Source organism: Microcoleus asticus IPMA8 (assembly GCF_013179805.1).
Classification (GTDB): Bacteria; Cyanobacteriota; Cyanobacteriia; order Cyanobacteriales; family Microcoleaceae; genus Microcoleus; species Microcoleus asticus.
In genome coordinates, this window is sequence record NZ_SRRZ01000012.1 from 70,053 (window position 1) to 85,468 (window position 15,416).

Here is a 15,416-nt window from a genome sequence, read left to right on the forward strand (position 1 = left end):
ATAAGCAGTAGGGGGAATCGAGAAGATTGTAGACTCACAAACAAGGCTTAGAAATCGCACTAACAAAGATCGCCTCAATTCGAGGGATAGTAGAAATAGAACAAGCGCCGATCGATCGCCAGAACCAAATCGAACTCCGCAAAAGCGAGCAAGCAGAGAAAAAGCGAGACGCTCGCCTAGAAAGAAAAATTGGGGCGATCGGCGTCGGTTTAGCAACAGGCGGCATCGCAGCATCTAGCGGCACAGACAAACTCTTCGAGACTCTCAAAAACCATCCCGCTACCGCACCCTTAACAGCAGTATTGCATCCGTTTATATTTTCCTGTTTTCTGAGTTGTGCGATCGGTATCTTCGCAGGTGCGATCGTTTGGTGTTGGACTAGGCGCAAAAAGTAGCCATTAGCCCGCAGAGGCGGACTTCGTGTGTATAGGATCGGTTTCAACCGCCGAGTCCCTTGGAATCACCAAGGACTCCCAATCATCACAAAAGCCGACCAATAATAAGGATGCGACAACTTTAAATCGGCAAACCCTTGCAGCGAAGTCGGCAACTCCACCCCCTCACCCCGACTTGAACCCCGCAATCTGCCGCCCTCCAAACGCACATCTCCCCGCAACATCGCAATTTGGGCTTGTCGCAGCGCCGCCCCCTTAATTCGCGCCGTCTTCAACTGCTGGTAAAACTCACTCATCAATCCCAAAGTACCTTCATCTGAAACGTACCACAAACTCCCCAAAGCCGTTTGCACCCCCGCTTGCAGCGCCAACCCCCCAAAACCCAACTCCGCCTGTGCATCTCCCACCGCAGTCCGACAAGCACTTAAAACTAATAAATTCACCTGCGGATCATTCAATCTCAAATCCCGCAATTGATCGAGTCGCAATCGACTATCCCACAACTGAATAAAAGAATTATTCGGCGCCCCCGGTCGAAATTCGCCATGAGTAGCTAAGTGAATAATTCCAAAAGGCCGGCTTTCATGCGATCGCTTCAAATTCTCCAAAGTGAAACCCTCATTCAGAAAACTAACTCCCGGCCACTCTCGGGAAATAGCCGCTATTTCAGCAGGAACAGCAGGCAAAGGATTCAACTCGGAAAATTCCGAGGCACCCATTGCTAAAACTTGAGAATTTCTGATATCGACGTAGCGACTATCTGTTAAATTAATGCTGGGCATCAGGCTGAGATTGTACTTTTCCACCAAAAATTGCTGTCCGTCGTGCAAAGCAGCAAAGGGCATACCTCTCAAACCCCGATCGACAACAAAGGAAATAGTATCGGTTTCGCACTTTTTCAAACTGTCCTCTAAAGGCGCAATCATCCACTGATAAAGCTGTTGAGAAGATGGTAGATAACTCGTAGTACCCCGCACGCCCGGTTTAGTAATCTCATCTCTGAACTGAGTTACAACTTTCAGCAGTGCTTCCCTGTTCGCAGCAGGCACACTTTTGTGAACAACTTCACCGCAAGAAGTTATTAGCATTAAATTTAATTTTTCCGGTTGCGAGTACAGATAAATTAAGCTAGGTTTCGTGCCAGTTTCTTTCCCCACGGATGCTAACTTTTTTTGAATTTCCTCTGGGGATACCAACTCGTCGCTGATGTTGATGCCGAAATATTCCTGGAATTCTTGGCTGAAAGATTTGTCCAGCAGAGACAAAGCTTCCGATATTTTCCCTACCTCCAAATTCCTGCCGATGTCGCCGCGAAATGCTGACTGAATAACAGAATCTCTGATATTTGAATTGATGAAATTTCTCAGTTCTCTGGGAGATTGCATTCTTTCGGGCGGCATCCTGTCTCTCGGTTTTCCTATATCTCGCGATATTCTGTTTTGGTTCTGCCGCTGTTCGCGACTAAAGGGTTGGTTGGGATCGAAAAAAAACGCTCGCCCTCTATCAAATCGCGATCTATCTCTTGGTAATATTGGCGGCGAATTGGGGTTATTGGGATTATTCGGATTAGTTGGATTGTCAGGATTATTCGGATTAGTTGGATTGTCAGGATTGTTCGGATTATTTGGATTGTCGGGATTATTTGGATTGTCGGGATTATTCGGATTGTTGGGATTAGTCGGATTGTCGGGAATGTCGGGATTAGTTGGCTGATTGGTAGTGACGATCGCACTATTGCCTTGAGTGTAAGAATTTATGAAAGATTGCCCCTGAGTAATCGTACCCAAAGCATTGCTGGCGATCGCCCCAGCAGTACCGTTAGTCGTCGCATCTCCCACCGAAAAAGCCGTCGGCGGATTGACATCGCCCCCGCCGTGGGCGATCGTAACTGTACCGGGTTGAGTGTCGCCAAGAGTCGAGATGCTAACAGGAGTGCCGTTTTGGTCAAAAGTACCTGTCACTCGAACTAAACCCGGAGTTGCGATCTCAACATTACCGCCCGGAGCATTGATCGATGCAACACTGATATTATTTTCAGCGTTAAGATTTACTGTAGAAGTGCGATCGACCCTAACAACAGGATTAACATTTATTCGCCCAATTGCGATTTGGTTTCCCGCTAAAATTCCGACTCTTTCAGAAGCACTTATATTGCCAGTGCTGACAGTTCCCCTGCTGCTAGTGGCATCAACTGCAACTCCCTGCAAATCTCCTGAATTTACATTGCCCGAAGCTGTCAAATTGGCATTTCCTGTTGTGGCGTCAGTATTGCCAATATTAATAATTCCCGAATTGCTAGTTACATTAACTCCAACTCCCCGCAAATCTCCTGAATTTACATTGCCCGAAGCTGTCATATTAACAGTATTTTCCGTTGCTGTGGCATTTCCAATATCAATAGTTCCCGAATCGCTATTTACATTAACTCTTGTTCCTAGCAAATTCCCTGAAATTACATTGTCAGAAGCTATAACATTAATATTCCCTAGAGATGTAGTATTGCCGATCGCAATATTTCCCTCATCGCTATTGAGTTCCACTGCTCCTCCCAGCAAACTCCCTGCATTTAAGTTGCTGGTTGCTCTCAAAGCAATCGTAGCCGCCGGAGCATTAATGGAATCAACGCTAATATTAGTTTGTGCATCCAGATTTACTGTAGGAATGATGGGATTAGCGGGATTTGTGGCGACAGGATTAATAGTTATTTCCCCAGTGCTGATTTGCTCTCCTGCTAAAATTCTGACATCTCCGGTAGTAGCGATCGCACCCGTATTAACACTCCCGTTGCTGCTGCTAGCACTGACAGTCGCAGCGGTGAGATTGCCTACCGTTAAGTCTCTAAAAGCTGTCAAATTGATATTCTCGGTTGCTGTAATATTAACAGGTGCAGTATTGGGGGAAATTGTATTGGCATCAGTCAAAACTCCCAGACCTCCAGAGTTACTGGTAATATCAACTTGAGATCCCTGCAAAGTCCCAAAATTGACATTGCCAAAAGCTCTGAGTTCGATCGCCCCGGAAGTCCCAGTATCGATCGACCTCGTTTCTATATTGCCCCCAAAAGTATTCAGACTAATACTGCCGTTGATATCAGCACGAGAAATGTCATTTGTCAATATAATATTGTTGAGAGCTTGAATATTAATAGTCGAACTCGATATCAATCTGCCCCCGACTATCACTGCCCCTTCGCTGCTTTCCAGATTAATTCTACCGCCGTTAATATCTCTAGTTACGATATTTCCCAGCGCTGACAAAATCACCGGCCCGCCTGCAGAAATATTGTCAACAGAAATAAAATTGCTCGATAATAATGAATCTATAAATATTGCATCTTCACCTAAACTCTCAGTATCAGGATTAGCAGCATTTGCTAGATTTGCCACTCCAGCCCGCAGAATTAAGGCCGGACTGCTGGTTAAAATAGCAAGATCTGGATCGTCGGGATTCACATTTTCCCTCCCCAATGCAATATCGGGACCGGTAATTGTAATATCCTCGGCAACAATGCTCCCCTTCGCCTCCACTTTCAGCGAAACACCGGTATAATCTCCAAAGAAAACATCTCCTTCCGAACTGATAATCGGGTCAAATAAACTGACAAAGTTTCCCGGCATTCCCGAGAGATTCCGCACCGAAAAATTGCCCCCCGAAACAAAGTGAGAATCCCCCGAAATAACGCCGTTGCTAACTAAACTCAAATTGCCGCCGCTTTGGAATTGCGCGGGAAGAGACAAGCCGCCGATCGCATTTTGAGTGAGAATATCAATAGTGCGATCGCCCCGAATGTCTAAATTACCCCCAGCCCGCGCCAAAAAAGGATTCTGGGCGCTGTCTCTAACCCGCACCGCATCCCGACCCAGCAAACTCAAATCCCCCGTAGTTTGCAGCCTAGCGCCCGCTAACGTGAGATTTCCCGCAGCCCATAAATTCGCACTTCCGGCATTCAACTGCGGAAGCCCTGAAATATTAGCAGAAATCGCCACATCCCCAGAATTCACCGGCAAACCAGAACCCACAAGCCGCACAGAACCGTCATCCGCAACCGCAACACCCGACACCTGATTTTGCCCCGTACCTGTCAGCAACTGCGGCAAAGAAACAGGATTTAAAATCAGTTGAGAATTCCCCAAATTCCCGCCTGTTGCTATTTCCAAACTTAACAAATGCCCCGGTTGGCTAATGCGCAAAACCTGAGATCCCCCAACAGCAGCAACAGTAATTTGCCCGCCCGGGGCCGACAACTGCCCCGTACTAACAACCGTACCGCCCAGTAAAGCCAAATTTTGCCCCGGAGTCACAGCTAAATTGCCAGCATTAACAATACTTCCCGGTACCCCCGCACCAAAATAAAAACCATTTGGCGTACCAACCAAAGCGCTAAAATTATTTGTACCCGCAGCATTAAACCAATTAGAACCAAAACCGACACCAGTAGCAGTAGTTGCAGTAAAAGCCGCCGGCACATTCAAACTCGCGTTCGGGCCAAACACAATCCCCGCAGGATTAATTAGAAAAAGATTAGAATTGCCGCCCGTGACAGTAATTAAACCGTTAATTAGCGAAGCGTCCCCGCCAGCAATTCGAGCTAATATATTTTGAATAGCCGAATTAGTCAGAAAATTAGCAATTTGACCTTCATTCAAGCCGAACTGCCCAAAACTGTGAAAAAGATTCGCCCCGTCTCCCGACAAACTGCCGCCGTTGATATCGTAGCGGTTGCCGCTGCGGGTGACAGCAGTACCCGTACCGTCAGCAGCAGGGACGATAGGCTGTGCTTGCGCGAAAGTATTAAAAATTAACAAAGAAAAAGGACAAATAAATAGCCCGACCTTTTTAATCTTTAAGTTGGCATTTTTCATAGCAGCAAGTAAAACTATCTCAATTGCCTTAATTATCGCACTTGCAAAGAACTTACCTCTAAATGACACATTAATTCGCTCATGACAATTCCCCAAATCAAAAGCTTGTACACAGACGGCGCTTGTTCCGGCAACCCGGGCCCGGGCGGCTGGGGTGCAGTAGTTTGCTTCGCCGACGGTAACTGTCACGAACTCGGAGGTGCAGACCCCCAAACCACCAACAACCGCATGGAAATGCAGGCTGCCGTCGCAGCGCTAGAATTTTTTGCCAATTCCGGTCAAACCGAACCAGTCACCGTTTACACCGACAGCGAATACGTTAAAAACGGCATCACCAAATGGATTCAAGGCTGGAAAAATAAAGGCTGGAAAACCTCAACGGGCAAAGATGTTGTCAACCAAGACCTCTGGCACCTGCTAGACAAGCTAAATTCCCGACAAATCAAGTGGGAACACGTCCGCGGCCACTCCGGCGACTTCTACAACGACAGATGCGATGAAATCGCCCGCAGCTTCTCGCACAATCTCGCTCCCGAACTGCAACAGCAGAAACCAACAGCAGGCGAGACTCAGGCGGGCACTTTTGCCGGCGCGGCGACACCGCCCCTAGGTTCGGAAAACACAATTGTTTCGGAAGAAACGGACGCAACTGGTAACAAAACGATAGAATCCTATGTCATAACTTCTGACCTTCCGAGCTCCAACTCTACCATGATGGATTCAACTGCCGATACCCTGGAGAACTTGCCCCGCGAGGTGAGGGTTCAGGAACTCCGCAATCTGATCGAAACGTTGCACATCGCCGACGAGGTTGCGACGAAAGGCTACTTGATTACCAGTTCAGAACTGGCTGATTTGATGGATGTAAATGCCAGCGCTGTCACCAGTCGCGGAGACAACTGGGTTTGGCGAAATTGGGTAGTTTCTCGCGTGCGGCGCGAGGGCAACCAAATTCTCTGGCAATTAGAGAGAATCGACCACGTTAGTACAACTGATTAGTGGTTAGTCATTAGTTATTAGTTGATTGATAACTGATGACTAATGACGGTCTCAAAGCAAGATTTGTCAAAATTCCGTATGGACACAACATTGTTGTGTCCTTTTAGTCATCAGTCATCAGTCATCAGTCGTTAGATTTGAATTGCAGGCATTCGCTCTCCTCTGTGGAAATTATCTGCCTTACATCTGCGGTTTCTCTATTAGACATTTCCCACAAATAAACTAGGAGTGCGATCGCTTCAATATTATCAGACTATTTTACCTTAACTGTCATCAGTCAACTTCGGGAAGACATAGAAAAACATCCCTCAGAAACCCCGAGGCTATTGGGTCTAGACTATGACTAACTCCTAAAACTAATTACTCAGGCTAAGAATCGGCATAACCAGCAGACAAAAAATTAACATAATTTAAAAATTCGCATCATCAAAAGCGGAGGTGGTCGCCCAACTAAACTAGAGATTGCCGATCTGATTCTCCTTACGAAGCCTATAGTTACAGCATCTTCCCACATTTCAAATGTTAAGAGTCCAATTTGGAGTCAGCGAGTCAACACCTAATTATTTTTTTAGCAAAAAAGCAAAGTTTTTAGATAACTGTTGGGTGTTTTTTTATTATAACAGGTAAAAAAATAATTATTAATGGCAATGAGTTATGAAAATATCAAGTTAGTTTGAGTTAATATTAGATAGAGAGATGAAGAGCAAATATAAATTTTTACAGGCTATAAAACTCAAAAAAAATACTATTTAGAGCAGCAGAAAAAACGCATTTTAAAAAATAAAAAAATTGTGAGATATTCGGGGAAAGAAAGCGTTGATATAGTAGTTGGAGAAACTGAAGCAACGACAGACATAAAAAAATGACATGAGTGAGGCGAAGAATGAAATTACGAGCAAAAATTTTAATGGCATAAAGCTTATGTTATGTTTGATGCCATGATTCCTAATTAAAAAGAACTATAAGTTAAGATATTGCTTCGCCTAAAACAAAAAACACACACAGAATTATTGAGAAAAATAGTAGTAGAACCTCTAATTAGATAGATGATTTTTTGTTTGATTGTTAGGAGAAAAATTTTGCTAAAAATATGAGTATGAAGAGCCAGTAATTCTCCGCGTAGGTGGATTAATAAGATGGCGGATTAGTGCCATAGTTCAATGTCCATAAAAATAGCTAAAAATAATAAAATGTAGGCAGTATAATTCGGGCAGTTTTTATTTAAAAATCTTTTTACCCTTATTTAAGCGTTGGTTTATGGCTGCCTACTCCCAAAGTGCAGGCAGCCATAAACCAAGCTGGGAAAGAATTTAGGAGTTTTTGGAGATGTCTAATATAGAAAAGCCTGAGACGATCGCCCAAAGCAGTAAAGTCAGGCTCAGCGTTTAAAGGAGTTCTTAAGAGTTCAACTTGCTCTCTCTATTTTTAGCTGATTGATAGAGTGCGGTAGCGATGCCAGCCGACTAAACTTAAATTCAAACACAAACACAATCTGCATTGGAGTCAAAAGGCGATGAGTGTTCATATTGGCACTTCAGGTTGGAGTTACGACCATTGGGAAGGTGTGCTTTATCCCCACCAGCTACCGCCGCGCTCTAGGCTCGATTGCTATATCCAGCACTATCAAACCGTCGAAGTTAATAGCACCTACTACCACTGGCCACCAAACACTACCTTTGCTAACTGGCGATCGCGCCTTCCCCAAGGATTTCTCATGACCGTAAAAGCGCCCCGCGGTCTAACGCACTCCAAGCGTCTTTACTCGCCAGAAAAGTGGTTGGAACGGATGAGTGAGGGACTTCAATGCTTGGGCGATCGACTGGGTATTCTACTTGTCCAGCTTCCTCCCCAGTTCGGCTGCGACTCGGCCCGCCTAGCCTACTTTCTAGAACAGGTGCCGCGCTGGATCAAAGTAGCTGTCGAATTCCGACACCCAAGCTGGCACACGGAAGAGGTATTTTCGCTGCTGGAACGCGAAGGAGCGGCTTACTGCGTGATGAGCGGGGCCCACCTCCCGTGTATCCTCCGCGCAACGGGCTCATTCGTCTATGTGCGCCTCCACGGCCCGGACACCAACAATCTCTACGGCGGCTCCTACTCGGATGATGATTTGCATTGGTGGGCCGATCGCATCCACGAGTGGGAAAGTCAGGGGCGAAGTGTGTTCGTCTACTTCAACAACGACGGAGAGGGAAATGCAGTTCGGAACGCTTCAAAGCTAAAAACTTTTGTGGAAAACGGTACTTCCTAACAAGCGAAGATTGAGAGCGTTCCCATTCTTTTGGGCACATTCAAAAATGCTTCGCAGTTCCCTGAAGCTGAATTAGTTCGCCGACTGCGTTTTTGGTTGGTTCAATTCCCTGCACTTAGCATTTGCCAGCTCGCAAGCGTTTTGGTAGTCACTTCTACCCAACATCAAATCCCCATAGTAGCTGTCAGGGGCAACGTTTTCGCCTTGCGATCGATCACAAGCTGGCGTTGGTTGTTCTAGGTCGCAGGAATTCGACATTCAACTCTAATTTCTGTCCCAACCACAAAGAATGTAGAGTGTGGTCTGCCAGATCGTCGCCTGTTTCGGGATGGACGAGAATATCTAACCCCTCGCGATGCAGCATTAACCAAGGAACGACTTTGCCAAATTGCGAGGGTAAAAATGCAACTTGATACATCGCTTGGGGGTGGGGGCCAATGGGTTTGTCATGCCAGCGCCCGAGCTTCACCTCAAATTGAGTCAATCCTTCGCGTACACGCGCTGCGACATCGCGATTATCAGCGTTGAAGTAAATATGTGCGTGAAAACCAACAATTTCGATGGTGTTTTCTTTCATCATTTTCAGTGGGGTATTGAGGGGACATCTGCACAAAACGGCTGTTAATTTCAGGCTAACTTGGTGAACGCCACTTAGGAGGTGTGAGTTGCGGGCGTACAAGAGGCAGCGATGGCTCCGCCCCGGCTTACGCCTACGCACTCTTCGGGATTGGGGGGCATGGCCGGCGGGTTGGGTTATCCCAAAATCTGGGTGTTGGTGGCGATCGGCAACAAGTTTGGTAATAGATTAGTCATGGTGACAAGAGAATTCGCCAAGCTTGATACTCGCTTCCTTCCCGAACTTATGTTAACTGTGAATAAAAACTCGAACAAATTGTCTGCTTTCTTACCCATTCTAGCACTGGGCATTGTTGTAGTCCCTGCACTAGCCGGGAGAGTTGACCCAACCTCTGTTTCCTGTGACTGTTGACTGTTGGCTGTTGGCTGTTAACTGTCAGTCGAAAAACTGAATGATGGTTGAGTGTTGACTGTTGACTCGATTTTACGCCCGACGATGAAGCGCGGATTTGATATAAGCTATGGGCGGCATCTCGCAACCTAACAACAGATTTCTAAGGAAGAACGGGAGAATCGAGCGAGCAAAAGTCAGCCGACGATTTCCTGCGTACAAATACAAAATAAATTAGCATACTGGCGAACGATATTCAGATAACAGCAGAATTAGATAAATGTTTACAGATATCAAGGAGGAATAGCACTCAATGCGAAAGTTAAACAGTTCAAAGTTGGTCGCGTTACTAATTGGCACAGCAGTCATTTTTTTGATTTTGGTAACATCAGTTAGCGCTCAAGCGAAACTCACAGAGCGATCGAAACTAGCAATTAATGGAATAGGGCCAATTCGGGTAGGTATGACAGTTGATGAAGCGTCACAATCTGCTGGGATTAGATTAATTAGAATTGGGAGTGGTGGTCTTGACGAGTATCAGTGCTCCTACGTTCAACCACAAGGAGAGCCAAAGGGAATTAGCTTTATGGTAACAAAGGGCCGCATTGCCAGAGTGGATATTAGCAGCAAGCGCATTACCACCATCAAAGGAGCTAGAATCGGGGATAATGAAAACCGAATTTTATCTTTATATCCAGGGCAAATTAAAGCAAAACCTCATCCTTATGTAAGCCGCCCACCTGACAATGGAAAATATCTAACTTTCGTACCTAAAGATGCGGTTGATAAAAACTACCGCCTAATTTTTGAGACTAGCAAAAATCGTGTAGATAGGTTCCGTTCGGGTAAACTTCCTGAAGTTGAGTATATAGAAGGCTGTTCGTAATAGGCTCAAAAAACTCTTAATCCTGTGACATCCACCTCAACAGCCGACAGCACTTTGGGTTCCATCTCGTACAAATTATTCAGAACAAGCTTGGCATCGGAAAACACGAAATACTCGGTCAAACGATTTTAGATTTTAGATTTTAGATTTTAGATTTTAGATTAAAGAATTGAAGCATTGACCCCACGGATAAATTCGGGGGTTCCTTTATCAGATACAGGTTTTTTATTTCTAGACGGATGAATCCGGAGGCTTGTATCCTGGATGCTTTCGGTCAGCGTGGCGCTGCGGTAATTAAACGCTTTGTAGTCGATCGCCCAATCCTTGAAATCGAGATTTCGATCGCCCGCAATAGCCAACAGATGCAAAAATAATTAGAGACTACTTAACATCAGTCCCAGTTTAAAAAAAGAATGCAACTGTAAGCCCTTGCTCCAAACCCTCATAAAAGCAGTGATTTCCCATCAAAAATCTCAAATCGAAAATCGAAAATAGCATGAGTCCCAGCTTGCGAACAGTTACTGCTACCAGGTATGTCACTCCCTTGCGCGAGGGCGGATCGCTGCCGGCGATCGTTGAAGCAGATGATGATGGTATGTACGTGCTCAAATTTCGCGGTGCCGGCCAGGGAGCCAAATCTCTGATCGCCGAGCTAGTGGCGGGAGAGATTGCTCGCGCCTCCGGGCTCCCAATCCCCGAACTCGTCTTTGTTGAACTCGATCCCGAACTGGCTCGGACTGAGCCCGATCCGGAAATTCAAGATTTGATCCGAGCAAGTGCTGGCCTCAACCTCGCCCTCGACTATCTCCCGGGCTCTATCACCTTTGACCCGATAGCGGGCAAGTCCGAGGCGGATTTGGCCTCAGAAATCGTCTGGTTCGATGCTTTTGTGACCAACATCGATCGCACGCCGCGCAATGCAAATATGCTGGTATGGCACCGCCGGCTTTGGCTGATCGATCACGGTGCAGCCCTCTACTTCCACCACACCTGGAAAGATTATCTCTCGCGCAGCCGCGATCGTTTTCCCCCAATCAAAGACCACGTTCTGCTGCGTTTTGCGAGCACGCTGGAAGCGGCAAATTCAAAGATGACTCAAAGGCTAACGCCGGACATCATTCGCAACATCGTTAAATTAATTCCTGATGCTTGGCTGGTGGGAGAATCTCCTTTCAGCGATAGCAACGAACATCGGAATGCTTATATCGAGTACCTGCTAAATCGGCTAGAATCACCACATATTTTTTTGGAGGAGGCGATTAGTGCCCGATCGATTTCTGTATGATTACGCCATTATTCGGGTCGTTCCCAAAGTTGAGCGCGAGGAGTTTATCAACGTGGGGGCGATCGTTTCTTGCGGTACGAAAAAATTCCTCGAAGCCCGTATCGAAATTGATGAACAGCGCTTGATGGCGATCGACTCAACGTTGGATCTGGAAATGATTCGCAACCACCTAGCAGTCATTCCCCTCATTTGTGCGGGCGGCAAGGAATCTGGCGCGATCGGTCAACTTCCCCACAGAGAGCGTTTTCACTGGCTCGTAGCACCCCGCAGCACGATTGTTCAGACATCGCGGGTACACACTGGTTTTTGCCACAGTCTACCGGGTGCGATCGAACACTTGCTCGATACAATGGTGCGATCGTCAAGCCGAAAACCATCTGTAAACGCTCGGTTGCTAGCGGCTGGAATTGACACTCACGAGATGCGATCGCACTCTAGTTAGCGTCAGCTTGTCAGTTAGATGCTGCTTTGAGCTTGGTGAGCGATCTATCGATTTCTGAAAACACTCAGAATGTCCGAATTATTAATCTATGTATTCTCGACATCTGCGTGAATCAGCGTCAATCCCTTGTCATCTGCGGTTAATACATTCTCTTTTTTTTAACCGCAGATGAGAGCAGATTAACACAGATTAACGCAGATGAATTAGATCGACTCCGGTTGCACCATCGGTGATTGTTGACTGTTGGCTGGATTTGACGCCCGACCATGCTACAGGATTTGATATAACTTTTATAAAGTCTTAGCCGCAGTTTCGTAAGGTAGAAAGATGATGCAAATTGAACCGACAAATATGACTTTCCCTCTGTGGGGTTTAACAATTTTCATCCTGTGGACGATCGCGGTTGTTATCCTGCTGCTAACAGTCAGGATTCGGCATCTATCTGCGGGCGGATCTGTAAAAGATTTCGGCACACAAAACGACGACAGCTTGCTTTGGCGACTATTTCGAGTACAATCCAACTTGATAGAAAACCTGCCTTTGTATTTGGGAGTTGTTTTCCTTCTAACCGTTAGGGGTGTTTCAGGAACAGCAGTAGATTTGCTGATTGTTGTGTACATCCTATTTCGGCTTGTACATTCAGCGATTCACATTGCTGGTCTCGATCCAAAGTTTCGGTTCTTCAGCTTACTAATTCAATTAAGCTGCTTGGTCGCCTTAACTATTATGGCAGTTTTCTAGTTGAGAAAATACGCAATTGCAACCTCTGTATAGTAGGGTGCGTCAGGGGCAAACCTTAATTCTTTCTTACACAGCGTAAGTCAGACGCACCTTACAAGTCGATCGCCCCTGTGAAATTACTGCCTGTGATTTGGCTAAATTATCGAAGTTTATGAACAGAATATCTCGTGCGATCGCTGTTGTTTTAATTGTATTAGGCTGCATTACTTTTGTTTTACTTCAGCCACCGCAATCAGCCTTAACCGTGCCACCTGCTGTGCAAGAATCTCCGCCTCGCGGAGGAGATGTTGCTCAGACAGTGAATTTTGGACGGCACTTTCAAGAACTAGGAGTTGAAGGCTCGATCGCGATTTACGATTTGAACAGCGATCGGCTTTATCAACACAACCCGCAGCGTAACGCCACAGCTTTTTTACCCGCATCTACATTTAAGATTCTCAACTCTCTGATTTCCTTAGAAACAGGGGTAATTTCAGATGAGATTGCCGTTCTAACTTGGGATGGAATTCAAAGGCAAATTCCCGCATGGAATCGAGACTTGAATATGAGAGAAGCCATAAAACTTTCCGCCGTTTGGTTTTACCAAGTTCTCGCCCGCCGAGTCGGGCACGAGCAAATGCAAAAATGGGTAGCTAAAGTCGGTTATGGCAACCAAAAAATCGGTAACAAAGACGATATTGACAAATTCTGGTTAGAGGGAGAACTGCGAATCACACCCAACGAGCAACTTCAATTTCTCCGCCGTCTATACAAAAACGACTTACCCTTTTCTGAGCGATCGCTGTCTCTGGTTAAAGACATCATAATTGTTGAACAAACTCCCGATTACACAATTAGGGCAAAGACAGGCTGGGCAAGGTTTGGAGAACAAACAAAGCCTCAAAATGGCTGGTATGTAGGTTATTTAGAAAAGAATAAAAATGTTTACTTTTTTGCTACAAACATTGACATCCGCAACAATAATGACGCATCTGCAAGAATCGAGTTGACGCGCCGTTGCTTCAAAGATCTGGCGCTGCTGTAAGTGCGTTGTTTGTTCTCTAATATTCGCAAAAAGACCAGCGGGGCAGCTAACGGTGAGAGCCAAAACACCGATTTATTCGATCCCTGAGTTCGATCGTAGGAAGCCGAGTCTTTTAAATCTTTTAGGACATACACCATTGGCTCATATAGCAATCCTTGCAGGAGTCGTAAACTTTTTACCCCACCCCAACCCTCCCCTTAGTAAGGGGAGGGAGTAAGAAATTCACAAATGATTTAGGATTGCTATATATATAGTTGCTATCGTGCTATATGTCATTTCTTCCAGCAAGGCGACAATCATCTAAGAGAGCATTAAGTTCTGCAACGACTAGCCAGGGGTTTCGACCTTTCAAACAAGCTACGATTGCTGCTTCATAGGGATTTCTGCCAGTTTTTTTTACTGCTGCGATCGCCTGTTTGTTAGAGAATCCCCGCCCGCTGACCAACCAAGCAGCCAAAACCTGTCCTGTACGTCCGATCCCCCCAGAACAGTGAACTACCACCCGTTCGCCTTTGTTATTTGCAGATTCCAAGAACGGCAATATGCGATCGATTAAAATATCGCGATCGACCAATTCAAAGTCTGCAATCGGCGCCCAGCAAACTCGATCGCACCCAAAGATTTTTCGATATGTTGCCAGTAAATCAGTGTAGCGGATGAGTTGCGTCTGAGCCAGCAAACAGCAAACTTGCTTAATATTATGCCCCTGCATAAATTCAATCCAGCGAGCAACTTCTGCATCGCGGTATCCTGGTCTGGCTGCACCAAACACAATTAATTCATTCTCTGAAGCCGCAGCGAATTTGTGCATACTGTTTTCAATATTTTTACCTATAATTAAGAAAGACGCACAAACCCTGAATCAAAAATGAAAAACAATAGCTCGATCGCTTTAATGAACTGGCTGCAACCCAAACCAGAAACCGTTTTGCTATGCGACTCAATTGCAGCAGCTTCTGACATGGCATTTATGCTCAACGGTGAGTGGGATGGGTGCAATAGTTTGGTGCTCCCTAAATCCGACAAGGTAGCAATTGAAGCAGCCGCTAGTTTGCTAGAGACATCGTGGTGCTACCAAAATACTTGCGAACCGGTTTTAATTCGGCTGGAAGTTGACGAATTGCTGCGCCGTTATGCGATTGGAGACAGGTTTTTTATTAATGCTAACTTGCGATGCGCGCAATTGAGCGAACTTTGCTTGGAAAACATTGATTTGAGTTATGCTAAATTGAATTTGGCTAACCTCAGCGGCACTAATTTAAGCAAAGCCAACTTAATGGCGGCACAGATGCCAGCAACAAATTTGAGTGGCAGCAATTTGAGTAAATCGCAACTTGTGAGGGCGAATTTATCAGGAGCAAATTTATCGGATGCTAATCTCAGAGGTGCCGATATGAGTTATGCAGATTTAAGCAATGTTTGCTTAACAGGTGCTGATTTAATACCAATTTCCTAAAGTCATGCTACAGATAGAGCATCTAAAATAAATTCCCATCCCGTCAAAGAAGCAATAACTTCCAACGTCAACTTATTTAACTCTTTTTGCAGCGCTGCTCTCAACTCT

Annotated in this window: 14 protein-coding genes; 10 read left to right on the forward strand and 4 right to left on the reverse strand. The window is 45.7% G+C overall.

Translation table 11 applies throughout. The annotated features are described in order from the left end of the window. Positions 1-34 precede the first annotated feature (34 nt). A complete protein-coding gene (locus E5S67_RS05000) occupies positions 35-442 on the reverse strand; it encodes a hypothetical protein (protein ID WP_172185963.1) in 408 nt (135 codons plus the stop codon). Between the two features lie 18 nt (positions 443-460). Then, positions 461-5,257 carry a CHAT domain-containing protein gene (locus tag E5S67_RS05005; protein WP_172185979.1) on the reverse strand — a complete coding sequence of 1,599 codons (4,797 nt, stop codon included), beginning with the start codon at positions 5,255-5,257 and terminating at the stop codon, positions 461-463. Positions 5,258-5,338: 81 nt separating this feature from the next. Between E5S67_RS05005 and rnhA the strand changes: the two genes are divergently transcribed. Then, positions 5,339-6,256 (forward strand): ribonuclease HI, encoded by a 918-nt coding sequence (gene rnhA, locus E5S67_RS05010; RefSeq protein WP_172185964.1) that lies wholly within the window; start codon positions 5,339-5,341, stop codon positions 6,254-6,256. A gap of 1,513 nt (positions 6,257-7,769) precedes the next feature. Next, the gene (locus E5S67_RS05015) at positions 7,770-8,507 is read left to right on the forward strand and encodes a DUF72 domain-containing protein (RefSeq protein WP_172185965.1); all 738 of its coding nucleotides are present in this window, start codon (positions 7,770-7,772) and stop codon (positions 8,505-8,507) included. Between the two features lie 214 nt (positions 8,508-8,721). Here the strand turns inward: E5S67_RS05015 and E5S67_RS05020 are convergent, their stop codons facing one another. Further along, positions 8,722-9,087 (reverse strand): DOPA 4,5-dioxygenase family protein, encoded by a 366-nt coding sequence (locus E5S67_RS05020; protein WP_216670197.1) that lies wholly within the window; start codon positions 9,085-9,087, stop codon positions 8,722-8,724. A 108-nt stretch (positions 9,088-9,195) separates the two neighbouring features. Here E5S67_RS05020 and E5S67_RS05025 point away from each other — a divergent pair, with 108 nt between their 5' ends. The 7 genes from E5S67_RS05025 (at position 9,196) to blaOXA (ending at position 13,852) form a co-directional block, all read left to right on the forward strand. Continuing rightward, positions 9,196-9,495: a hypothetical protein gene (locus tag E5S67_RS05025; protein WP_172185966.1), complete on the forward strand. Its 300-nt coding sequence runs from the start codon at positions 9,196-9,198 to the stop codon at positions 9,493-9,495. Positions 9,496-9,787: 292 nt separating this feature from the next. After that, positions 9,788-10,360 carry a hypothetical protein gene (locus tag E5S67_RS05030; RefSeq protein WP_172185967.1) on the forward strand — a complete coding sequence of 191 codons (573 nt, stop codon included), beginning with the start codon at positions 9,788-9,790 and terminating at the stop codon, positions 10,358-10,360. Between the two features lie 239 nt (positions 10,361-10,599). Continuing rightward, positions 10,600-10,734: a hypothetical protein gene (locus E5S67_RS33960; RefSeq protein WP_281363521.1), complete on the forward strand. Its 135-nt coding sequence runs from the start codon at positions 10,600-10,602 to the stop codon at positions 10,732-10,734. A gap of 122 nt (positions 10,735-10,856) precedes the next feature. Next, positions 10,857-11,645, forward strand: a complete 789-nt coding sequence (locus E5S67_RS05035) for a HipA family kinase (RefSeq protein ID WP_172185968.1) — start codon at positions 10,857-10,859, stop codon at positions 11,643-11,645. Next, positions 11,623-12,087 carry a DUF3037 domain-containing protein gene (locus E5S67_RS05040; RefSeq protein WP_172185969.1) on the forward strand — a complete coding sequence of 155 codons (465 nt, stop codon included), beginning with the start codon at positions 11,623-11,625 and terminating at the stop codon, positions 12,085-12,087. Before E5S67_RS05035 ends, E5S67_RS05040 begins: the two co-directional genes overlap by 23 nt. 327 nt (positions 12,088-12,414) lie before the next feature. Beyond that, positions 12,415-12,828 (forward strand): MAPEG family protein, encoded by a 414-nt coding sequence (locus tag E5S67_RS05045; RefSeq protein ID WP_172185970.1) that lies wholly within the window; start codon positions 12,415-12,417, stop codon positions 12,826-12,828. 151 nt (positions 12,829-12,979) lie between these two features. Beyond that, positions 12,980-13,852 carry a class D beta-lactamase gene (blaOXA, locus tag E5S67_RS05050; RefSeq protein ID WP_172185971.1) on the forward strand — a complete coding sequence of 291 codons (873 nt, stop codon included), beginning with the start codon at positions 12,980-12,982 and terminating at the stop codon, positions 13,850-13,852. A 265-nt stretch (positions 13,853-14,117) separates the two neighbouring features. Here blaOXA and E5S67_RS05055 read toward each other — a convergent pair whose 3' ends face one another. Further along, a complete protein-coding gene (locus E5S67_RS05055) occupies positions 14,118-14,663 on the reverse strand; it encodes a protein-tyrosine phosphatase family protein (RefSeq protein ID WP_172185972.1) in 546 nt (181 codons plus the stop codon). Between the two features lie 57 nt (positions 14,664-14,720). On the opposite strand from E5S67_RS05055, the gene E5S67_RS05060 reads away from it, so the two are divergent. Beyond that, complete coding sequence (locus tag E5S67_RS05060) at positions 14,721-15,308, forward strand: pentapeptide repeat-containing protein (protein WP_172185973.1); 588 nt, start codon at positions 14,721-14,723, stop codon at positions 15,306-15,308. Positions 15,309-15,416: the final 108 nt, after the last annotated feature.

Excerpts from the sequence above, each read along its gene's own strand:
- E5S67_RS05005 (WP_172185979.1), bottom strand. The coding sequence starts at position 5,257 with ATGAAAAATGCCAACTTAAAGATTAAAAAGGTCGGGCTATTTATTTGT.
- rnhA (WP_172185964.1), top strand. The coding sequence starts at position 5,339 with ATGACAATTCCCCAAATCAAAAGCTTGTACACAGACGGCGCTTGTTCC.
- E5S67_RS05015 (WP_172185965.1), top strand. The coding sequence starts at position 7,770 with ATGAGTGTTCATATTGGCACTTCAGGTTGGAGTTACGACCATTGGGAA.
- E5S67_RS05020 (WP_216670197.1), bottom strand. The coding sequence starts at position 9,087 with ATGATGAAAGAAAACACCATCGAAATTGTTGGTTTTCACGCACATATT.
- E5S67_RS05025 (WP_172185966.1), top strand. The coding sequence starts at position 9,196 with ATGGCTCCGCCCCGGCTTACGCCTACGCACTCTTCGGGATTGGGGGGC.
- E5S67_RS05030 (WP_172185967.1), top strand. The coding sequence starts at position 9,788 with ATGCGAAAGTTAAACAGTTCAAAGTTGGTCGCGTTACTAATTGGCACA.
- E5S67_RS33960 (WP_281363521.1), top strand. The coding sequence starts at position 10,600 with ATGAATCCGGAGGCTTGTATCCTGGATGCTTTCGGTCAGCGTGGCGCT.
- E5S67_RS05035 (WP_172185968.1), top strand. The coding sequence starts at position 10,857 with ATGAGTCCCAGCTTGCGAACAGTTACTGCTACCAGGTATGTCACTCCC.
- E5S67_RS05045 (WP_172185970.1), top strand. The coding sequence starts at position 12,415 with ATGATGCAAATTGAACCGACAAATATGACTTTCCCTCTGTGGGGTTTA.
- blaOXA (WP_172185971.1), top strand. The coding sequence starts at position 12,980 with ATGAACAGAATATCTCGTGCGATCGCTGTTGTTTTAATTGTATTAGGC.
- E5S67_RS05055 (WP_172185972.1), bottom strand. The coding sequence starts at position 14,663 with ATGCACAAATTCGCTGCGGCTTCAGAGAATGAATTAATTGTGTTTGGT.
- E5S67_RS05060 (WP_172185973.1), top strand. The coding sequence starts at position 14,721 with ATGAAAAACAATAGCTCGATCGCTTTAATGAACTGGCTGCAACCCAAA.